The organism is Saccharopolyspora sp. NPDC000359 (genome assembly GCF_040300525.1).
In the GTDB taxonomy this organism is placed as follows: Bacteria; Actinomycetota; Actinomycetes; order Mycobacteriales; family Pseudonocardiaceae; genus Saccharopolyspora.
In genome coordinates this window covers 98,697-113,476 of sequence record NZ_JBEPDU010000002.1, presented here as the reverse complement: position 1 = coordinate 113,476, position 14,780 = coordinate 98,697, and the positions used below count along the sequence as shown (strand labels likewise).

Annotated in this window: 11 protein-coding genes; 4 read left to right on the top strand and 7 right to left on the bottom strand. The window is 68.8% G+C overall.

What is annotated here, in order from left to right:
• The first annotated feature begins 189 nt into the window (after nt 1-189).
• Complete coding sequence (locus ABT324_RS02550; protein WP_351170394.1) at nt 190-2,580, top strand: right-handed parallel beta-helix repeat-containing protein; 2,391 nt, start codon at nt 190-192, stop codon at nt 2,578-2,580.
• 1,689 nt (nt 2,581-4,269) lie between these two features.
• On the opposite strand, the gene ABT324_RS02545 is transcribed toward ABT324_RS02550, so the two are convergent.
• The 6 genes from ABT324_RS02545 to ABT324_RS02520 all read right to left on the bottom strand — a co-directional run bounded on the left by ABT324_RS02545 (nt 4,270) and on the right by ABT324_RS02520 (nt 8,786).
• Nucleotides 4,270-5,250 (bottom strand): hypothetical protein, encoded by a 981-nt coding sequence (locus ABT324_RS02545; RefSeq protein ID WP_351170391.1) that lies wholly within the window; start codon nt 5,248-5,250, stop codon nt 4,270-4,272.
• Between the two features lie 397 nt (nt 5,251-5,647).
• Nucleotides 5,648-6,820, bottom strand: coding sequence for an MBL fold metallo-hydrolase (locus ABT324_RS02540; RefSeq protein ID WP_351170388.1), 1,173 nt, complete (start codon nt 6,818-6,820; stop codon nt 5,648-5,650).
• 27 nt (nt 6,821-6,847) lie between these two features.
• Nucleotides 6,848-7,147: a hypothetical protein gene (locus tag ABT324_RS02535; RefSeq protein ID WP_351170385.1), complete on the bottom strand. Its 300-nt coding sequence runs from the start codon at nt 7,145-7,147 to the stop codon at nt 6,848-6,850.
• 30 nt (nt 7,148-7,177) lie between these two features.
• A complete protein-coding gene (locus tag ABT324_RS02530) occupies nt 7,178-7,840 on the bottom strand; it encodes a DJ-1/PfpI family protein (protein ID WP_351170383.1) in 663 nt (220 codons plus the stop codon).
• A gap of 202 nt (nt 7,841-8,042) precedes the next feature.
• On the bottom strand, nt 8,043-8,321 hold the full coding sequence (locus ABT324_RS02525) for a DUF3817 domain-containing protein (protein ID WP_351170380.1): 279 nt from the start codon (nt 8,319-8,321) through the stop codon (nt 8,043-8,045).
• A 3-nt stretch (nt 8,322-8,324) separates the two neighbouring features.
• The gene (locus ABT324_RS02520) at nt 8,325-8,786 is read right to left on the bottom strand and encodes a hypothetical protein (RefSeq protein ID WP_351170377.1); all 462 of its coding nucleotides are present in this window, start codon (nt 8,784-8,786) and stop codon (nt 8,325-8,327) included.
• Nucleotides 8,787-8,958: 172 nt separating this feature from the next.
• Between ABT324_RS02520 and ABT324_RS02515 the strand changes: the two genes are divergently transcribed.
• Both ABT324_RS02515 and ABT324_RS02510 read left to right on the top strand, forming a co-directional pair.
• A complete protein-coding gene (locus ABT324_RS02515; protein ID WP_351170374.1) occupies nt 8,959-9,927 on the top strand; it encodes a GlxA family transcriptional regulator in 969 nt (322 codons plus the stop codon).
• Between the two features lie 468 nt (nt 9,928-10,395).
• The gene (locus tag ABT324_RS02510; protein ID WP_351170371.1) at nt 10,396-13,695 is read left to right on the top strand and encodes a metallopeptidase domain-containing protein; all 3,300 of its coding nucleotides are present in this window, start codon (nt 10,396-10,398) and stop codon (nt 13,693-13,695) included.
• A gap of 110 nt (nt 13,696-13,805) precedes the next feature.
• On the opposite strand, the gene ABT324_RS02505 is transcribed toward ABT324_RS02510, so the two are convergent.
• Nucleotides 13,806-14,036: a hypothetical protein gene (locus ABT324_RS02505; RefSeq protein ID WP_351170368.1), complete on the bottom strand. Its 231-nt coding sequence runs from the start codon at nt 14,034-14,036 to the stop codon at nt 13,806-13,808.
• A gap of 196 nt (nt 14,037-14,232) precedes the next feature.
• Between ABT324_RS02505 and ABT324_RS02500 the strand changes: the two genes are divergently transcribed.
• Complete coding sequence (locus ABT324_RS02500; RefSeq protein ID WP_351170365.1) at nt 14,233-14,676, top strand: HIT family protein; 444 nt, start codon at nt 14,233-14,235, stop codon at nt 14,674-14,676.
• Nucleotides 14,677-14,780 lie beyond the last annotated feature (104 nt).

The following is a 14,780-nucleotide window of genomic DNA, read 5'->3' as shown; positions in this document are numbered from 1 at the left end:
TGGCACGCGGTCAACACCTGCACGCGGGGTATCAAGGCTGGAGGCGTTGTGCGGACTGGACGACGTTGGTCGTGCGTTCGGCGGGAACGCGCCGAGCTGGTGCCGTGGCCACACGGCTCGACGGGCGGATCGGGGAGGTGACGGCGTGAGGGCGTCCCGGACGGCCGCGCCGCGGCAGGAGACGAGGACATGATCACGGTTTCCCAAGCGGTGCCCGGCGGGTACCGCACTGTTTCGCAGGCGGTCAGCGTCGCCCCGGACGGCGCTGTGATCAGCGTCGGACCAGGGCACTACCGCGAGAACCTGGTGCTGACCAGGCCGGTCACCATCGCCGCGGAGGACGGCCCAGGCACCGTCCGGATCAGCCCCGCCGCCGGCCCCGCGGTGCGGGTCGAAGCGGCGTCGGTGTCGCTCACTGGCGTCGACCTGAACACAGGAGGGCTCGAGGACGTCTGCGCGCTGGTGTCCTCGGGGCGCCTGTCGCTGGTCGAGTGCGCGGTCCGGGCCGACTCGTGGGCGGCGGTGTACGCCGAGGGAACCGGCAGCCTGGTGATGCGCGACTCGACGGTGCACAACCCGGCTGGCGCGGGCGTCGTGGTCACCTCCTCGACGGGCGGTGCGGTGCACGACTCGGTGTTCGACGGGCTCGGCACATCCGCGGTGGTGGTCACGGGGCAGGGCCGCCTCGACGTGTCGGGCGGCGAGGTCCGCGGCAGCAGCGGCAACGGCTTCTTCCTCAGCGGCACCGCGCGTTTCGCCGCGACCGGGACCACGATCGCCGACTGCGCGGAGAAACCGGCGGTCGCCGTCGAGGAGTCCGCTACGGCCGAGCTGCACCGGGTCTCGGTGCGCGGCACCGGCGGCCTCGGGCTGTTCCTGAACACGACTTCGTCGGTGGCGCTCACCGGCTGCGCGGTGGAACGAGCTGCTGAGGAGGGAATCCTCGTCAGCGGTGCGACGAATGCGACGCTGCGCGACTGCGAGGTGCGCGGCGCGCGGACCGGTATGCGCTTCGCCGGGGCGGGCACCGCGGTCCTCGAAGACTGCGCCGTGTCCGATGCGGGCTCATGCGGGGTGGTGGTGGAGAACGGCTCCAGGCTCGACTGCGAGAACCTGCGGGTTCGCACGTGCCGGGAGGATGGTGTGGTGCTCGCCGCGCACCAGGAGCCGGCGTTGCGCAGGACGTCCGTGCAGGACTGCGGTGGTAGCGGTGTCGTCGTGCGGGGCTCGGGCGGAGCGCGTCTGGACGGTGTCGAGGTGGAAGAGGTCGGGCGGGCCGCGGTGTCGGTGGTATCCGGTGCGCACGCGCTGCTGCGCGGCTTCAGCGCTCGGGCCGGGGGACCGGGGATCCTCGTCGAGGACGGCAAGATCACCGCCGTCGACGGGGACCTCGATCGCTGCGGCGGCGACGGTGTCCGACTGGTGGACGGAGCCAGCGGCGAGCTGGCGCGATGCCGGGTCCGCGCCGCCTCCGGCCACGGCTGCCACGTCGGTCCCGCATCGCAGGCGCGGATCTCCGACTGCGAGTTCCTGGGCAACGACGGCGACGGCGTCCGCATCGACACCGACCGCGAGGTCGTCGTTCGCGACTGCGTGCTGCGCGACAACGGCGGGGCGGGACTGCGGCAGCAGGTCGCCTCGGACGCCGTGACCGTCGAGAACACCACCAGCGGCGGTAACGCCTTCGCCGACGCCTACGGCGCGGCGCAGGTCGCTGCCGAGCAGGCCGCGCCGTCGACGCCCTCCGGGGAGCCGCTCAGCGGCCGGACCCCGGCGGAGGAACTGGAGGCGCTGGTCGGGCTGGAGGACGTCAAACGCGAGGTGACCACGCTGGTCAACCTCAACCGGATGGCCAAGCTCCGCGAGCAGGCGGGGCTCTCCGCACCCCCGATGAGCCGCCACCTCGTCTTCGCCGGTGCGCCCGGCACGGGCAAGACCACGGTCGGCCGCCTGTACGGCGCGATCCTCGCCGAACTGGGCGTGCTCACGTCAGGCCACCTCGTGGAGGTCGCCCGGGCGGACCTGGTCGCCTCGGTGATCGGCGGCACCGCGATCAAGACCACTGAGGCGTTCCGCGAAGCGCTCGGCGGCGTGTTGTTCGTCGACGAGGCGTACACGCTGAGTTCGCAGAAGGGCGGAACCGGCCCGGATTTCGGCCGCGAGGCGATCGACACGCTCGTCAAGCTCATGGAGGACCACCGCGACGAGGTCGTCGTGATCGTCGCCGGGTACTCCCGGGAGATGGCCGACTTCCTGGCGAGCAACCCAGGCCTTGAGTCGCGCTTCAACCGGACCATCGAGTTCTCCAACTACTCTGCGCCCGAACTGGTCACGATCGTCCAGCACCAGTGCTCCCGCCACGACTACCAGCTCGACGACGATGCCGCGGACATCCTCCTGCGGTACTTCGAGGACATGCCCAAGGCCGAGACCTTCGGCAACGGCCGCACGGCCCGCAAGACCTTCGAACTAGTCGTGGACAGGCAAGCGTCCCGCCTAGCGCGCTCGTCGTCGGTGTCACCCGCGGACCTGACCCGCCTGCGTGCCGAGGACGTCCTCTTCGACGCCCCGGTCACCTGACCCGGACCGCGTCAAAGCGATCAACGTCGACCAGCACTGGACGCGCTGGGACGAGGTGGATGGTTGGTACGCGGCCAGCGGCCTGCCCAAACCAGCCGAGCGGGCGGTGGCCGCGGGCTCCACCTATCGAGTGCGCTGTGCTGAGCAGCCGTCAGAAACCGCTCTGCGCGCTCTGTTAACCAGATCTTCCCGCTCGGGGAGCCCAACGACGCCTTCGCACGGTACTTCATCGGGCAGAGCTCCTGGCCCCGCTGGCCAGCGGAGCGTCCCCGTCAGCAACGTGAGCTTCGAGTCGGCCTGCCACGGAGTCGGGACCGGATCGTCGGTACGGAAACGACGACCGCCAGCTGCGGCAGTGGTGCCGGAAGGCCGGGGCCGGCCGGCGTGCGGCCCTTCATCTGCTCGGTGAGGTAGTGCGCCAGCATCTGCGGTTCGGGTGTCGACTCGTCCGGGACCACCACGAGACGCACCACCGACGTACTCTCGCAACCACGCGCCCTCATATCCGACCTGCACCCGAGCTACCGCCTTCCAAGCGCAGCACCGCGGGCTCGAACAAGGTGGGGATTTGGTTCAGGTCTGGCCTCGGACACAAAACGATTCACCCGGCGTGCCGGGTGAATTTTCATTTGGGCGGCTCGCTCGGTCGGTTCGTAGTGAACTTGCAGGTCAACGGCCTCGTAGGGACTTGCTAGCCGGTCCAGCTTGGCGCTCGACAGCGATGCGCCCACGTTGCCGAGCGAATCAATCATCGCGTAGACCTCGGCATCCGAGAGCGTGTTAGGCGCTGGCTTGTTCTCCAAGTTCAGCGCGAGCTGCGGCGCGCTCGGCTTGAGCCTCGTTGATCGCCTCCGTCAACGCCGCTGGATCGACGCCCGCCCCGATGGCTGCCTGGAAGCGGTGCAAGCACGCTTCGGCGTCCGTGAATCGTTTCTTGGCTGTCTCCAGCGTGGCTGATGTGGCGCCGGCGCCTGCTGGGACGCCAGCAGCGCTGCGTTGGTCTGATCGATGTTCTCAGGGGGAATAGCCCGCCGAGCCATTCTGTTGATCTCGTCTTTGATCAGATCCTCACGGAGATGCACGGCGCGCAGGTGCTCGGGCAGTGCTGGCGGGCTCGGCGCGAGGGAGCGGACCGGGCACCGGTAGTACATGCCGTGTACGCGCGGGCTGGCTTCCGGCTTACGCGTGCACACTCCGCACCGGATGCGGCCTCAGAACAGATACGGCCGCTTGGTGGGTCGGCCACTGCGCTCGGTCTTGCGGGCGGACCGCAGTCCGCCAGCGCCCTTCGACCGGCGGAGAAGCTGGGCTTGAGTGGAGTCCTCGACACTCACGATCTCCGGGTGCGCCGGTCGCCGCGGGCGCACCACACCATCAACACGTGCTCGTTCCGGGGTCGGTTCCGGTTCGCGCTTCTTAAGCTTGGTTCGTGCGGAGAGCTGTCGGTCCGCGGCCTCGTTGAACTTCTCCTTGCTGATCAGTGGTTTGGGTAGCCCTTACCAGGACGCGGAACAGCAACGTCGCGACTTTCGTCGACTCCCGGCTTGTTCGCCGCTCTCGACCTGCCTGAGGTCCTGTCGGCGTGGTGGTGGCTTCGGCACCGTGAGCGCGTCGGGCCAGCGTCGGCGTGGTCGGCGTGTCTTGGTTATTGCTGTCACCGGGACGCATCCTTCAGCGTTGGCAGGGTGGTCATGTCCACGGGGCCATGGGGTACCAGGGGATGAAGTCGTAGCGTGCGAGGATCCTGACGTCCCAGTAGAGCACCAGGAACGAGCCCGCGACGAGCATTGCGGTGGCGGTGATGGCCGGTCCGCGGGACGGCTTCGCGGTCAGCCACCGGTGCACCCGGCCACCTGCGAACGCCGCCAGCAGGAGCAGGAGCAGGGCGAGCAGGAGGACGTTCGCCAGGGACTGCAGGGTGAAGGCCGCCGCGCCGTACAGCGGGCTGCCGCTTTCGGCGGCGTCGTGGAACATCTGCCGGAACAACGGGAACGGGCGCCCGATCAGGAAGCCGCCGATCAGCGCGCCGAGCAGGACCATCGGCGCGTGCGGCAGGCGGTGCCGGATCCGGCTGAACGGATCGGGCACGACGCGCACCGCCGCCAACCCCAGGTAGCACATCACCAAACCGATCACGCCGAAGACCAGCATGGCCTGGACAAGCCGCGGTGGTAGCTCGCCTGCGGTCGTCGGGGCGGTGGAGAACTGCGGCATGGCGGTGCCCACGAGGCCGACGAGCGCACCGTAGCTCGCCGACACCACGACGAGCCCGAGCGACATCCAACCCAGTGGCCGCAGGGTCGCGGCCATCCGCTGGCGCCTGTTCCCAGTCGCGGTGAGAACCGATCCCATGGTGCCGAAAGCAGCGATGTTGCAGGCGGTGAACGTGCCCGCGAGCCCGGAGACGAACGCGAACGCGATACCGGCGGCGGCGCCGACGATCGGGGTGTGCTCGGTGTCCTGGCCGAGCAGGGTGTTCGCCACGTTCGCGCCGATCGTCTGGTCGACGAACTCCGCCGACCACACCACGGTCAGCAGGAAGCCCGCCAGGCAGCTCAACACGACGAGCACCGCGCGCCGGCGCGGGAGGTCTTCGGTGGGTGCCGTTGCGGTGCTTGTCCCGGTGCTGACCACGTGATCCTCCTCGGGCGAGTGATCTCCGGCGGGCATGCTGCCTTCCACCGTCCGGTCGCGTTCGGCGGACCAGGGTGGAATCGATGTCGTCAGCGGCGTCGGTTGCGGATCGATCACACGGTAGGCGCTGCGCACGGCAACCGGTACCGGCGGGACCGAAAAAGAGCACCGGGGAATGGACGGCTTACCCGATCGGCGCAACAGATCTGCGCGACATGCGAAATCGATCCGGGGGGGCGTCCGCTGGGCACAACCCGGTCAGGTCGAGGTCCTGCGGCAAGGCGTTGGTGTGCACGAGCGAACCCGCTCAGCGGTCCCGCCGGGGGGCTTCGCGGGCAGGCTGGCGGAATTCACCGCCGCCGTGCCGGTCCAGCAAGCCCTGACCACCCGCAGAGCCACCGACCGCCGTGCAGCGGCCGGTGGCGCTGCGAGGTCACGCCTGCACGGGCAGCACCTGGAGGTCGTGCCCGACGACCAGGCGACCGGAATACCCCTGCTGGGCTTCCCACCAGCGGTGTTCCGGGGTGGTGGCGGGGACGAGGTGCGTCAGCACCAAGGTGTGGACGCCAGCTGGCTCGGCGACTTGTGCGCCGACCTCCCCGATCGTGGTGTGGGAGGAGAGGAGGTGTTCTCGCATCGGGCCGGCCTTGTCCGGCGGCAGGAGGGCGACGAGGTCCTCGACGAACTCCGGGTCGATCACCTCGTGCACGAGCAGGTCGGCATCCTTCGCGAGGTCGATGAGGTTGGGGCTCACGCAGGTGTCACCCGAGACCACGACGGACCCGTCCGGGGTGTCGAACCGGTAGGCGAACGCCGGTGCGGTGGGGTGGTGGTCGACGAGCGTCGCGGTGACGGCAACAGCACCGTCCCGCCAAACCGGGATCGGTGTGCTGAGGCGGGGTGGCCGTCCGCCTGGGTCTGGTGCCCAGATCCCGTCGAGGTCGATGTCGTGCACCTGGAACAGGCTGTCGGGGCCTGCGAGGGCGCTGTCTCGTGACCGGTCGTTGAGGTCGGTGGCGAAGCCTCGGTGCAGGTGGTTCGTCAGGCTGGTGGTGCCAGGGCCTGGTTCGCCTGGTGCGTGGACAGGCGGAGCTGGGCGGCCGGGTGGGAAGACCCGCGGCAGCGTGGGGCGCGGCGGCGGGCCCCAGACCTGGATGGGCGGACCGGTGCGTCCGGTCGTGTTAAACGCGCCGGTCAGGTACAGCGCAGGCCAGTCGGCGATGTGGTCGCTGTGCAGGTGGGTAAAGAAGATCCCGCGGACGTTGCCTAAGAGGTTGCCCCCAGCGGGCCCCGGGGTGATCCCGCTCCGGGCGAGCTGCGGGTAGGCGCCGATGCCGAGGTCGACCAGGTACACCTGGTCCGCGTGCACGATCGCGGTGGACACTCCCGCTCGGCCGGGGTTCAAGATGGTGGGACCGCCCGCGGTGCCGAGGAGCACGACGCGGGTGCGGGCAGTCTGCTGGGCGGCGCCGCTGGAGAGAGGTGCGGCCGCGCTGCACCCGGCCAGGACTGCCCCTGCGGCTGCGGTGCCAACGAGCTGCAGGAACCGGCGCCGACCGGGGCCCTTCGGGATTTCGGCGGCAGCGCGGGAGAAGAAGTCACACATGGTGTTCCTCCGGTGGTTCGGTCGCGATCAGAGCTGGCGCCGCCCAACTACCCTCGACGCCGGTAGACGACCAGCCCTCGAAGTGCCATCGAGGTCGTCGCCGTCGACCACCACGTCGAACGAGAGGTTCAGCCGCATCGGCCGGGTGATGGCCTGCCGCCAGGTGATCCGGTCGCCGTCGCGAACGAGGTCCTGGAGTTCGACGTCCTCGCCGGAACCGCGTGCGGTGCCGCTCCAGGTCCCGTCCTGTTCGCGCAGCTCGATGACTGCTCCGATCTTCCCGATCGGCGTGGAGATGGTGAGGTTCCAGATTTCGGTGCAGTTCAACGGGTTTCCCCTCGGTCGTGCGGAGCGGGTTCAGAATCCAGTCGGGTGAGGCCCGGTGTTGCGCCAGACGACACCGCGCCGTTCGTGCGCGAACAACTCCTCGACGGCGTGCGCGACCTGCGGACCGACCTCCCGTTCCAGGAGGTGCAGACCGAGGTCGAGGCCCGAGGTGACCCCGGCTCCGGTGACGAGGTCGCCGTCGTCCACGACGCGTGCCCGTACCGCGTGCACGCCAGTGGCGTCGAGCAGGTCCATGCCTTCGTGGTGAGTCGTGGCGTGCCGACTCTCGATGAGTCCGGCCATGGCGGGGATGAGCGAGCCACCGCACACCGCGGCGAACAGGACGTCGGGCTGCGCCAGGGCTTGCCCGAGCAGCGCGGGCAAGGGCGTTTCCAGGGTCCGTCCGAGCAGGGCCGGAATGGTGTCTCCGGTGTTGTCGACTCCTGGAGTGTCGCCGATCGGCCCCGCCGCGCCGGGGACCAGCACCACGCCCGCACGCATGGGGTCGAGCACGGCCGTCGCGCGCAACGACAGCCCACCTGTGCCGCTGACCACCTCGCGCGGTCCTTCGGCGGACACGAGTTCTGTCGTGACAGCACCGTCGGAAGCCATTCCACCGGCGTGGAAGACCTCAAAAGGTGCGACGGCGTCGAGCGGGTCGAAACCATCGAACAAGACGATCTGAACGTGCACAGGATCCTCCGGTGGGAAACTCGATCAGAACGACTTCGGCTGTGTGCGCGACGGCAGACCGCGGCGAACACAGCCAAGATCGGATGGAACACTTTCTTGGTCCGTTGTCCTCGCGCGGCGGGTGCACCGCGAAGGAAACCTTCGTCCGCAGGGGTTCCTCACGGATGCGGCACCCGCGATTACCGCCGCGCTGCAACCAAGTTCACCGCGGCTGGTGTGGCGCGGGGGTTGCCGCCTCCGCCGCGAGCCTGCGGAGCACGAGAAAGCCGCCGATGGCAGGGACGAGGGCAGCGAGGCGCGTCGCGGTGACTCGGCTCCGCTGGGCGGTCAACACGATGACGAGCAGGTACGCGCTCCCGTGCGTCGGCCCCATCAGCGACGAGATCTGCGGCCAGTGCGCGGTGACGAGGTTGACCAGCAGGATGACCAGCGTGGCGAGTTCCGCCCCCGCCGTGATCCGCAGTGCCCGTGGCGCGTTCACGCCTCACGCTCCCGTCGTCGAGCCGGGCCGGACGATCATCAAGACGGTGACCGCGGCCCAGAGCAGGTTGAACAGTCCGGTGTGCATCGCCAGCCGAGAAGGGGCTCGCTCGTCCGGTCCGGGGTGGGGAATCGCGGCCAGGATGCGCTGCTGGCGGGGAAGCACCAGTAGTCCGAGGACGCCCGCGGCCATCGCGGTGAGCACGATCGAGACGGTCAGCCACGTGTCGCCGAGCACCCCGAGACTGCTGGCGGTTGCGAACCCGAAGACCGGGACCACGACCCCGACTCCGGCGTAGACCCGGCAGATGCGGTGCAGGGTACGGAGAACGGCGACGTCGCGCTCGGTCCCGTGTTCGCCCACAGCCCGTCGCACCGCGGAGGGGAACATGCTCGACGCAACGGTCACCGGCCCGATCGCGACGATGGCCGCCAGGACGTGGATCGAGAGAAGGAATTTCGTCAACGACGTTCTCCTGCGTTCAGTTCAGCCAGATGCCTGGCAACGCTAATGACGGCCATCCAGCAGCGGAACCGACGAAATTGCCAGTTCTCAACGGATTCTCGCCAGCACGCCCAGCCAGCTGGAATGGTTTTGCTGCCGTGGTCAGAGCGTTGGCTGGATGTAGGGTGGTGCCATGCACACGGTGGCTGTCCTCGCCCTGGACAAGGTCGTCCCGTTCGACCTGTCCACCCCGATCGAGGTGTTCACGCGCGCCCGGTTGCCCGACGGTCGACCCGCGTACCGGGTCTGGGTCTGCGCCGCCAACCCGAACGTTGACGCCGGGCTGTTCACCCTGCGCGCCCCGAGGGGACTCGACGCCCTCGCCGAGGCGGACACGATCATCCTGCCCGGCTGTGCCGAGCTCTCGGACATTCCCGAGGACGTCCTCAGCGCCCTGCGCAGCGCCGCGGCCGCGGGGACGCGGATCGCCTCGATCTGCTCCGGCACGTTCATCCTCGCCGCAACCGGGCTCCTCGACGGGCTCAGGGCGACCACGCACTGGGCGGCCGCGCCGCACCTGGCCGCGCGCCACCCCGCGATCGAAGTGGACGCCGACGTCTTGTACGTGGACAACGGCCAGTTCCTCACCTCAGCAGGTGCCGCCGCCGGACTGGACCTGTGCTTGTACCTGGTCCGCCGCGACCACGGCTCGGCGGTCGCGGCGGACGCCGCACGCCTCGCCGTCATGCCGTTGGAACGCGAGGGAGGGCAGGCGCAGTTCATCGTGCACGATCAGCCGCCGACGCCGCGCGGCTCGGTCCTGGAACCCGTGCTCCGCTGGATGGAGGACAACTGCGCGAAAGACCTGACACTGGCCGACATCGCCGCCAAGGCCGGGATGAGCACCCGCAGCCTCAACCGCCACTTCCGCGAGCAGAGCGGCACCACGCCGCTGCAGTGGCTGCACCGCGCCCGGATCCGCAAGGCGCAGCACCTCTTCGAATCCACCGATCACAGTGTCGACCGGATCGCCAGGCAAGTGGGATTCACCTCGACCACCGCGTTCCGCGAACGGTTCAGGCGCGTGGTCGGCACCAATCCGAATTCCTACCGCGCAGCGTTCCGCGCTTCCAGCGCAACCAGCTCCGCGGTGGTGGGCTGACACCCGGGCCGCAGGCGCTGACGTGCGATCCGTCGTCAGCGCCACGTCGGGTCGAAGGACTCTACGCGGGTGTAAGCCAGCGGTGCAGCCTGGGCTTTGCACGGATCGACTGGCTGGCTCAGATCCCGTCGTGGACCGAGAAGTGCTGTCTCGGGGCTCAGGACTTCGCTCAACCACCGCCATTCCACCCGAACCCGTGGCGGGCGGTGCCATGCTTGCGGACGGATGTGGTGCCTCGATGAGCGCCTCCCGCTGAGACCACTGGGTCCAGCGTGATCATCTCGGGGGCGTACCATGATCACACATCTCACTCTGTTGGACGGTGCTGGCGCCACCGTTGAGGACGTTGCTCGTGGCGTTGTCTGGGTTGTCGCAGGGGGCGGGCAGCCTTGCCTGTCCTCGTGGAACCTGACCGCCGGTCAGCTTGACCAGCACTTGACGTTCGGTTCCGAGCCAAGTGGCGTCGCGTTGAGCGGGGACGCCGACGAGGTGCTCGTCTCCTTCCGCGACGGGACGATCGTCTCGGTGCCTGCCGGTGATCCGGCTGCGGGCAGCACGGAGGTTGCTCAGGTGTCGCAGGTGCTGGGGCAGTTGGCGGTCACCTCACAACCCGGGGGCCTCGGCGAAGCACTCGTCGTTTCGCTGGACCATTCGAGCATCCTCGCTGTCGGGTTGAGTGACGCACAGGTGCGCAGCCTGGTCGGCGTCGCGAACCCGACCGGCGTCACGGCCGACGGGACTTTCGGGGACGAGGGGGTGTGGGCTGCGGGGACGACCGTCGGTGAAGGGCGCCTGCACGAGGTCATGACCGACAGCGCGCACGGCGTGGCGGACGGTCTGCTGCCGACCGGGCACGTGAGCACCACCGCCGACGAACGCCTACTGGTCGCGCACCCGGCAGCCGACCGCGTGACCGTTGTGGACATGGCCAGCGGCAGCACGACAGCCCTCGCCACCGATCAGGACCTCAGTGGGCACATCGTCGAGGTGCGCCGTCTCGACGACGGGCGTTTCCTGCTCGTCACCACGGAGGAACTCGCGATGGCCGACGACATCGGCGACCTCACGGTTCGACCGCGGCTGGTACCGCCAGCCGAACCGTTGTTCGTCGGGTCCTGGGTACCGCTGCAGTACGACCTGTCGGGAACCTCGTACTCGAGTGACGATCTGTCCTTCGAGGTGCACGGGGGAACCGCCGACGCGGCGCTGGTCCACCACACCTCGATGACCCCTGGCGGACACCGGGTGCCCGTCCTGGTCGTCGGCGGAGTGCCCGGCTCGTACGAGGTGTCGATGGGGACGAGCTCGGGGCTGGAGCTCGACCGCGCCACCTTCGAGGTGACCGATCACTGGTCCGACCGGGACCACGGGCCGTCCCAGATGCTGCAGGGCCCCACCGCGCCGCCGCCGGGCGGTGCGGGGCAGGATGATCCTGCCGGTCCGGAGAACTTGGGAACGAACGAGCACCGCGGTGACTGGCACGTGCTCATCCTCCTCGTCAACACCGCGGACGGGGCATTCCCGACCGATCCCACCCAGCTCGACGCGGTACGGCAGAAGCTCCTCGACGAAGTCGTCAACGGTGTCAACTTCGACGGCCGCCAGCGGTCGGTGCGCGGCTACTACGAAGAACTTTCGGCTTGGGACTCCGCCGTGGGACGTGGCCTCACCATCGACGTCCACAAGGACCAGGTGTTTGGACCGGTGACCCTGCCGGGGGGCTGGACGGACTACTTCGAAGAAAGGCCGACGGGGAGCGCGGGGAGCTCCCGGTGGTGGCCGATGCCGGGGCAGCCAACACCGACCGCGCAGACGATCATCACGCAGTCGATCAACGCGGGCCTGGTGACCAGGACCGACTACGCTGAGATCAACGTGTTGCTGATGGTTCCCTCCTCCCCGGGTGGTGCTCCGGGGGCTGGCACTCCTCGGTTCGTGTGGCCCAACGGGAGCATCAAACCCGAACAATTCTTGGCCGGTACCAAACCTGGGGAGGTCGAATCATTCGCCTACGTGTTCATGCCGCCGGACTGGCAGGCCCGCGACGGGCGGCAGTTCCACACCTCACTGGCGCATGAGCTCGGTCATACGCTGGGGCTTTCTGACCTGTACGACATCCCGGGGAACAAGTACGTGGAGGACGCCAAGAAGCGGATCATCACCGGCGGGTGGGACATGATGGCCGGTAGTCGCGACAGCCTGCCGCACTTCTCCATGTCGAACCGCCTGCGGCTGGGTTGGGTCGACCCTGGCACCGAACACAAGGACTTCAAGCTGTACAAGATCGACAAGAGTCAACCTGCCACCAACGAGGACGTCGTGCTGCATGCTGCATCACTGGGTAGCCCGCCGCCTGGTCGCGTGCGCGGCATCGAAATCCGCAAGGCTCGTGGTTGGAACTACTACGTCGAGTACCGCGCTCGCCAGGCCTCGCAGATCGGTGACGCTGTGCCGGAGGACCGTCGCGTTCTCATCACCGACGTCGTCCCGGAGAGGTTCCTGACTCCCGCCCCGCGTCCGGTGATCCTCTTCGGCCCCAAGGACCTGGACGGCGACGGCCCAATCCTGGCCAAGGACATGGACTACTGGGAGGACGACCTTACGATCGGGAAGATGATCCGGGTCACGGTGAAGGCGACCGAGGCGGATCACGCCATCGTCAACGTGGCGTACCGGTCGGAGACGAACCCCGATCCCGGAATCCACCCGTGGGCTGGTGGACCCGCCTGGCAGAGCCCCGACATCGAGATCCGTAACTCCCGGTCGGCGGCCGACCCCGCGCACTTCCACAACACGCTGTGGGCTGGCATGGCGAACACGATCGTGGCGAAGGTCCGCAACAACGGCGACCGCGCGTGCAAGGGGGTGTTGGTCGACTTCTTCCTCGTGGACATGGCGACCGGGCCCGCGGCGGAAGTGCACGTAGGTACGACCAGGGACGACATCCCGGCCTTCGGCACGACCGAATTCAGTTCGGAGCTGACGCTGCCGGTGAAGGCCTTCGGCCACTACTGCGTCGTGGTCCGGATCAGGCCGTACCACGACCCGCTCGAGCCGGAAGTGGTGGAGGTGAACCCGCACAACAACGAGGCCCGGTCGAACTACACGTGCCTGTGGTCGATCTTCGCATCGCCCTCGTCCCGCGCGGTCGCCGAGGTTCAGCTGACCAATCCGTACGACGAGGCCACGGTGGTCGGCGCGGTCGTGCGCCAGACCCACGAACACCACCGCGTCTACCTCGATCACCGGTGGCTGCGCGTGCCCGGTGGCGAGAGCCTGCCGGTGCAGGTCTTCGACGAGGCGCTGATGGGTTTTCCCGGCGTCGACGACGTAGCCGTCGCCAAGGACCTGTTCGGACGTGCCAACCAGGTCAGCGTCGAGGGCTGGGCAGAACCACCGCAGTCGGCCGTCTGCGGCTCGCCCACCCTGACCGGCGGTGTCGGCATCCGCGTCGATTCAGGTCGGGCAACACGCACCCTGATCGAGTCGGGAACTGTTGAGCACGCGGTCGGTGCTGTCGCATTCGTCGACGGCAGCAGCGGCGCTGACGGCAGGGTCCTCGTCGTCGTGCGGGAGACCGACAGCACGGGCGCGATCATTCCCGGCGGCGACCAGGTCACCGCAGCAGGCGCCGTCGTCGGCGGGCTGTTCCAAGTTGGCTTCAGCCGACCGCTCGAGGCCAACCACGGCGTCCTGCAAGCGCACTACCTCGGTGGCCACGGCGCCGCACCGTCGGAGAGCGAACAGGTGGTGGTGCACCAGCCCTGACCAGCGCAGCTCCCGGATGGCGGTCCGAACCTCGGCGGTCGCAGCGCAGGATGCGCTTCGAGCAGAAGGTCGGCACGGACTGAGATCTCCGGGGGTGTTCTGGTGTTTGCTCACCAGCCGCCGCCACCGTCACCGCCGGAGTCCCCGCCGCCTCCGCCGTCGCCGGAAGTGCCGTCTTCCCAACCAGCGCTGTGGTCGGCGCCGCCGGTGCTCGAATCGGAACTGGTACGCCGCTGCTGGAGGTACCGGCGCCTACGGCGCCTGATCAGCTTGCGCTCCACCCAACCCCAGACCAGCACTCCCACGAGCAAGACCACGTGGACCAGAACGACGTACACCATCACGTCCACCGCGCCCCGCCTCCCGCCGCAACAGCCCCACCACGAGCAAGAACGCCGGTGTCGGGCGGGCCGTTGCCACCCGCCACCGGGAAGCACAGCGGCAAACGAGTGAACAGCCGCTGGCTGCAACCTCTTGCGAACTCGGGAGCGGTCGGGTGGCGGTGGGTGCGTTGGTCGGGTGGTTAAGCTCGGTGGTGTGAGTGATCAGTGCGTGTTCTGCGGGATCGTGGCTGGGGACGTTCCGAGCGTGAAGGTGGCTGAGGACGCGGCGACGTGCGCGTTCATGGACATCAACCCGGCTTCGGACGGTCACCTGCTGGTGGTTCCCAAGCGGCACAGCAAGGACCTGTTCGAGATCCCGGCCGATGACCTGGCCGCCGTCACCTTGGCCGCGCAGCGCGTCGCCAAGGCGGCGGCTGACGTGCTCGGTGCTGACGGGGTGAACCTGCTCAACTGCTGCGGCGCCGCCGCGTGGCAGTCGGTGTTCCACTTCCACCTGCACGTGATTCCCCGGTATGCCGACAAGGCCAAGGACCGCCTGGTGCTGCCCTGGAGACCGGAGGTACCGGGCGACCCGGACACGATCGCGGCGTTGGGCGGAAGGATCTCCGGAGCGCTGGCCTCGCAGCCGGAGTCGTAGCCCCGGAGGACGTGGGGAACCTCGGTCGTCGGCTTCGATTTCCCGTCGACGGCCGCGACCCGGTCTCACCGGCCGACGCCGAGCAGGGCCAACGTCCTGATTCG

What these genes read in the sequence shown, in the direction of transcription:
- ABT324_RS02550 (WP_351170394.1), top strand. Translation starts at nt 190, where the DNA reads ATGATCACGGTTTCCCAAGCGGTGCCCGGCGGGTACCGCACTGTTTCG.
- ABT324_RS02545 (WP_351170391.1), bottom strand. Translation starts at nt 5,250, where the DNA reads ATGCCCGCCGGAGATCACTCGCCCGAGGAGGATCACGTGGTCAGCACC.
- ABT324_RS02540 (WP_351170388.1), bottom strand. Translation starts at nt 6,820, where the DNA reads ATGTGTGACTTCTTCTCCCGCGCTGCCGCCGAAATCCCGAAGGGCCCC.
- ABT324_RS02515 (WP_351170374.1), top strand. Translation starts at nt 8,959, where the DNA reads ATGCACACGGTGGCTGTCCTCGCCCTGGACAAGGTCGTCCCGTTCGAC.
- ABT324_RS02505 (WP_351170368.1), bottom strand. Translation starts at nt 14,036, where the DNA reads ATGGTGTACGTCGTTCTGGTCCACGTGGTCTTGCTCGTGGGAGTGCTG.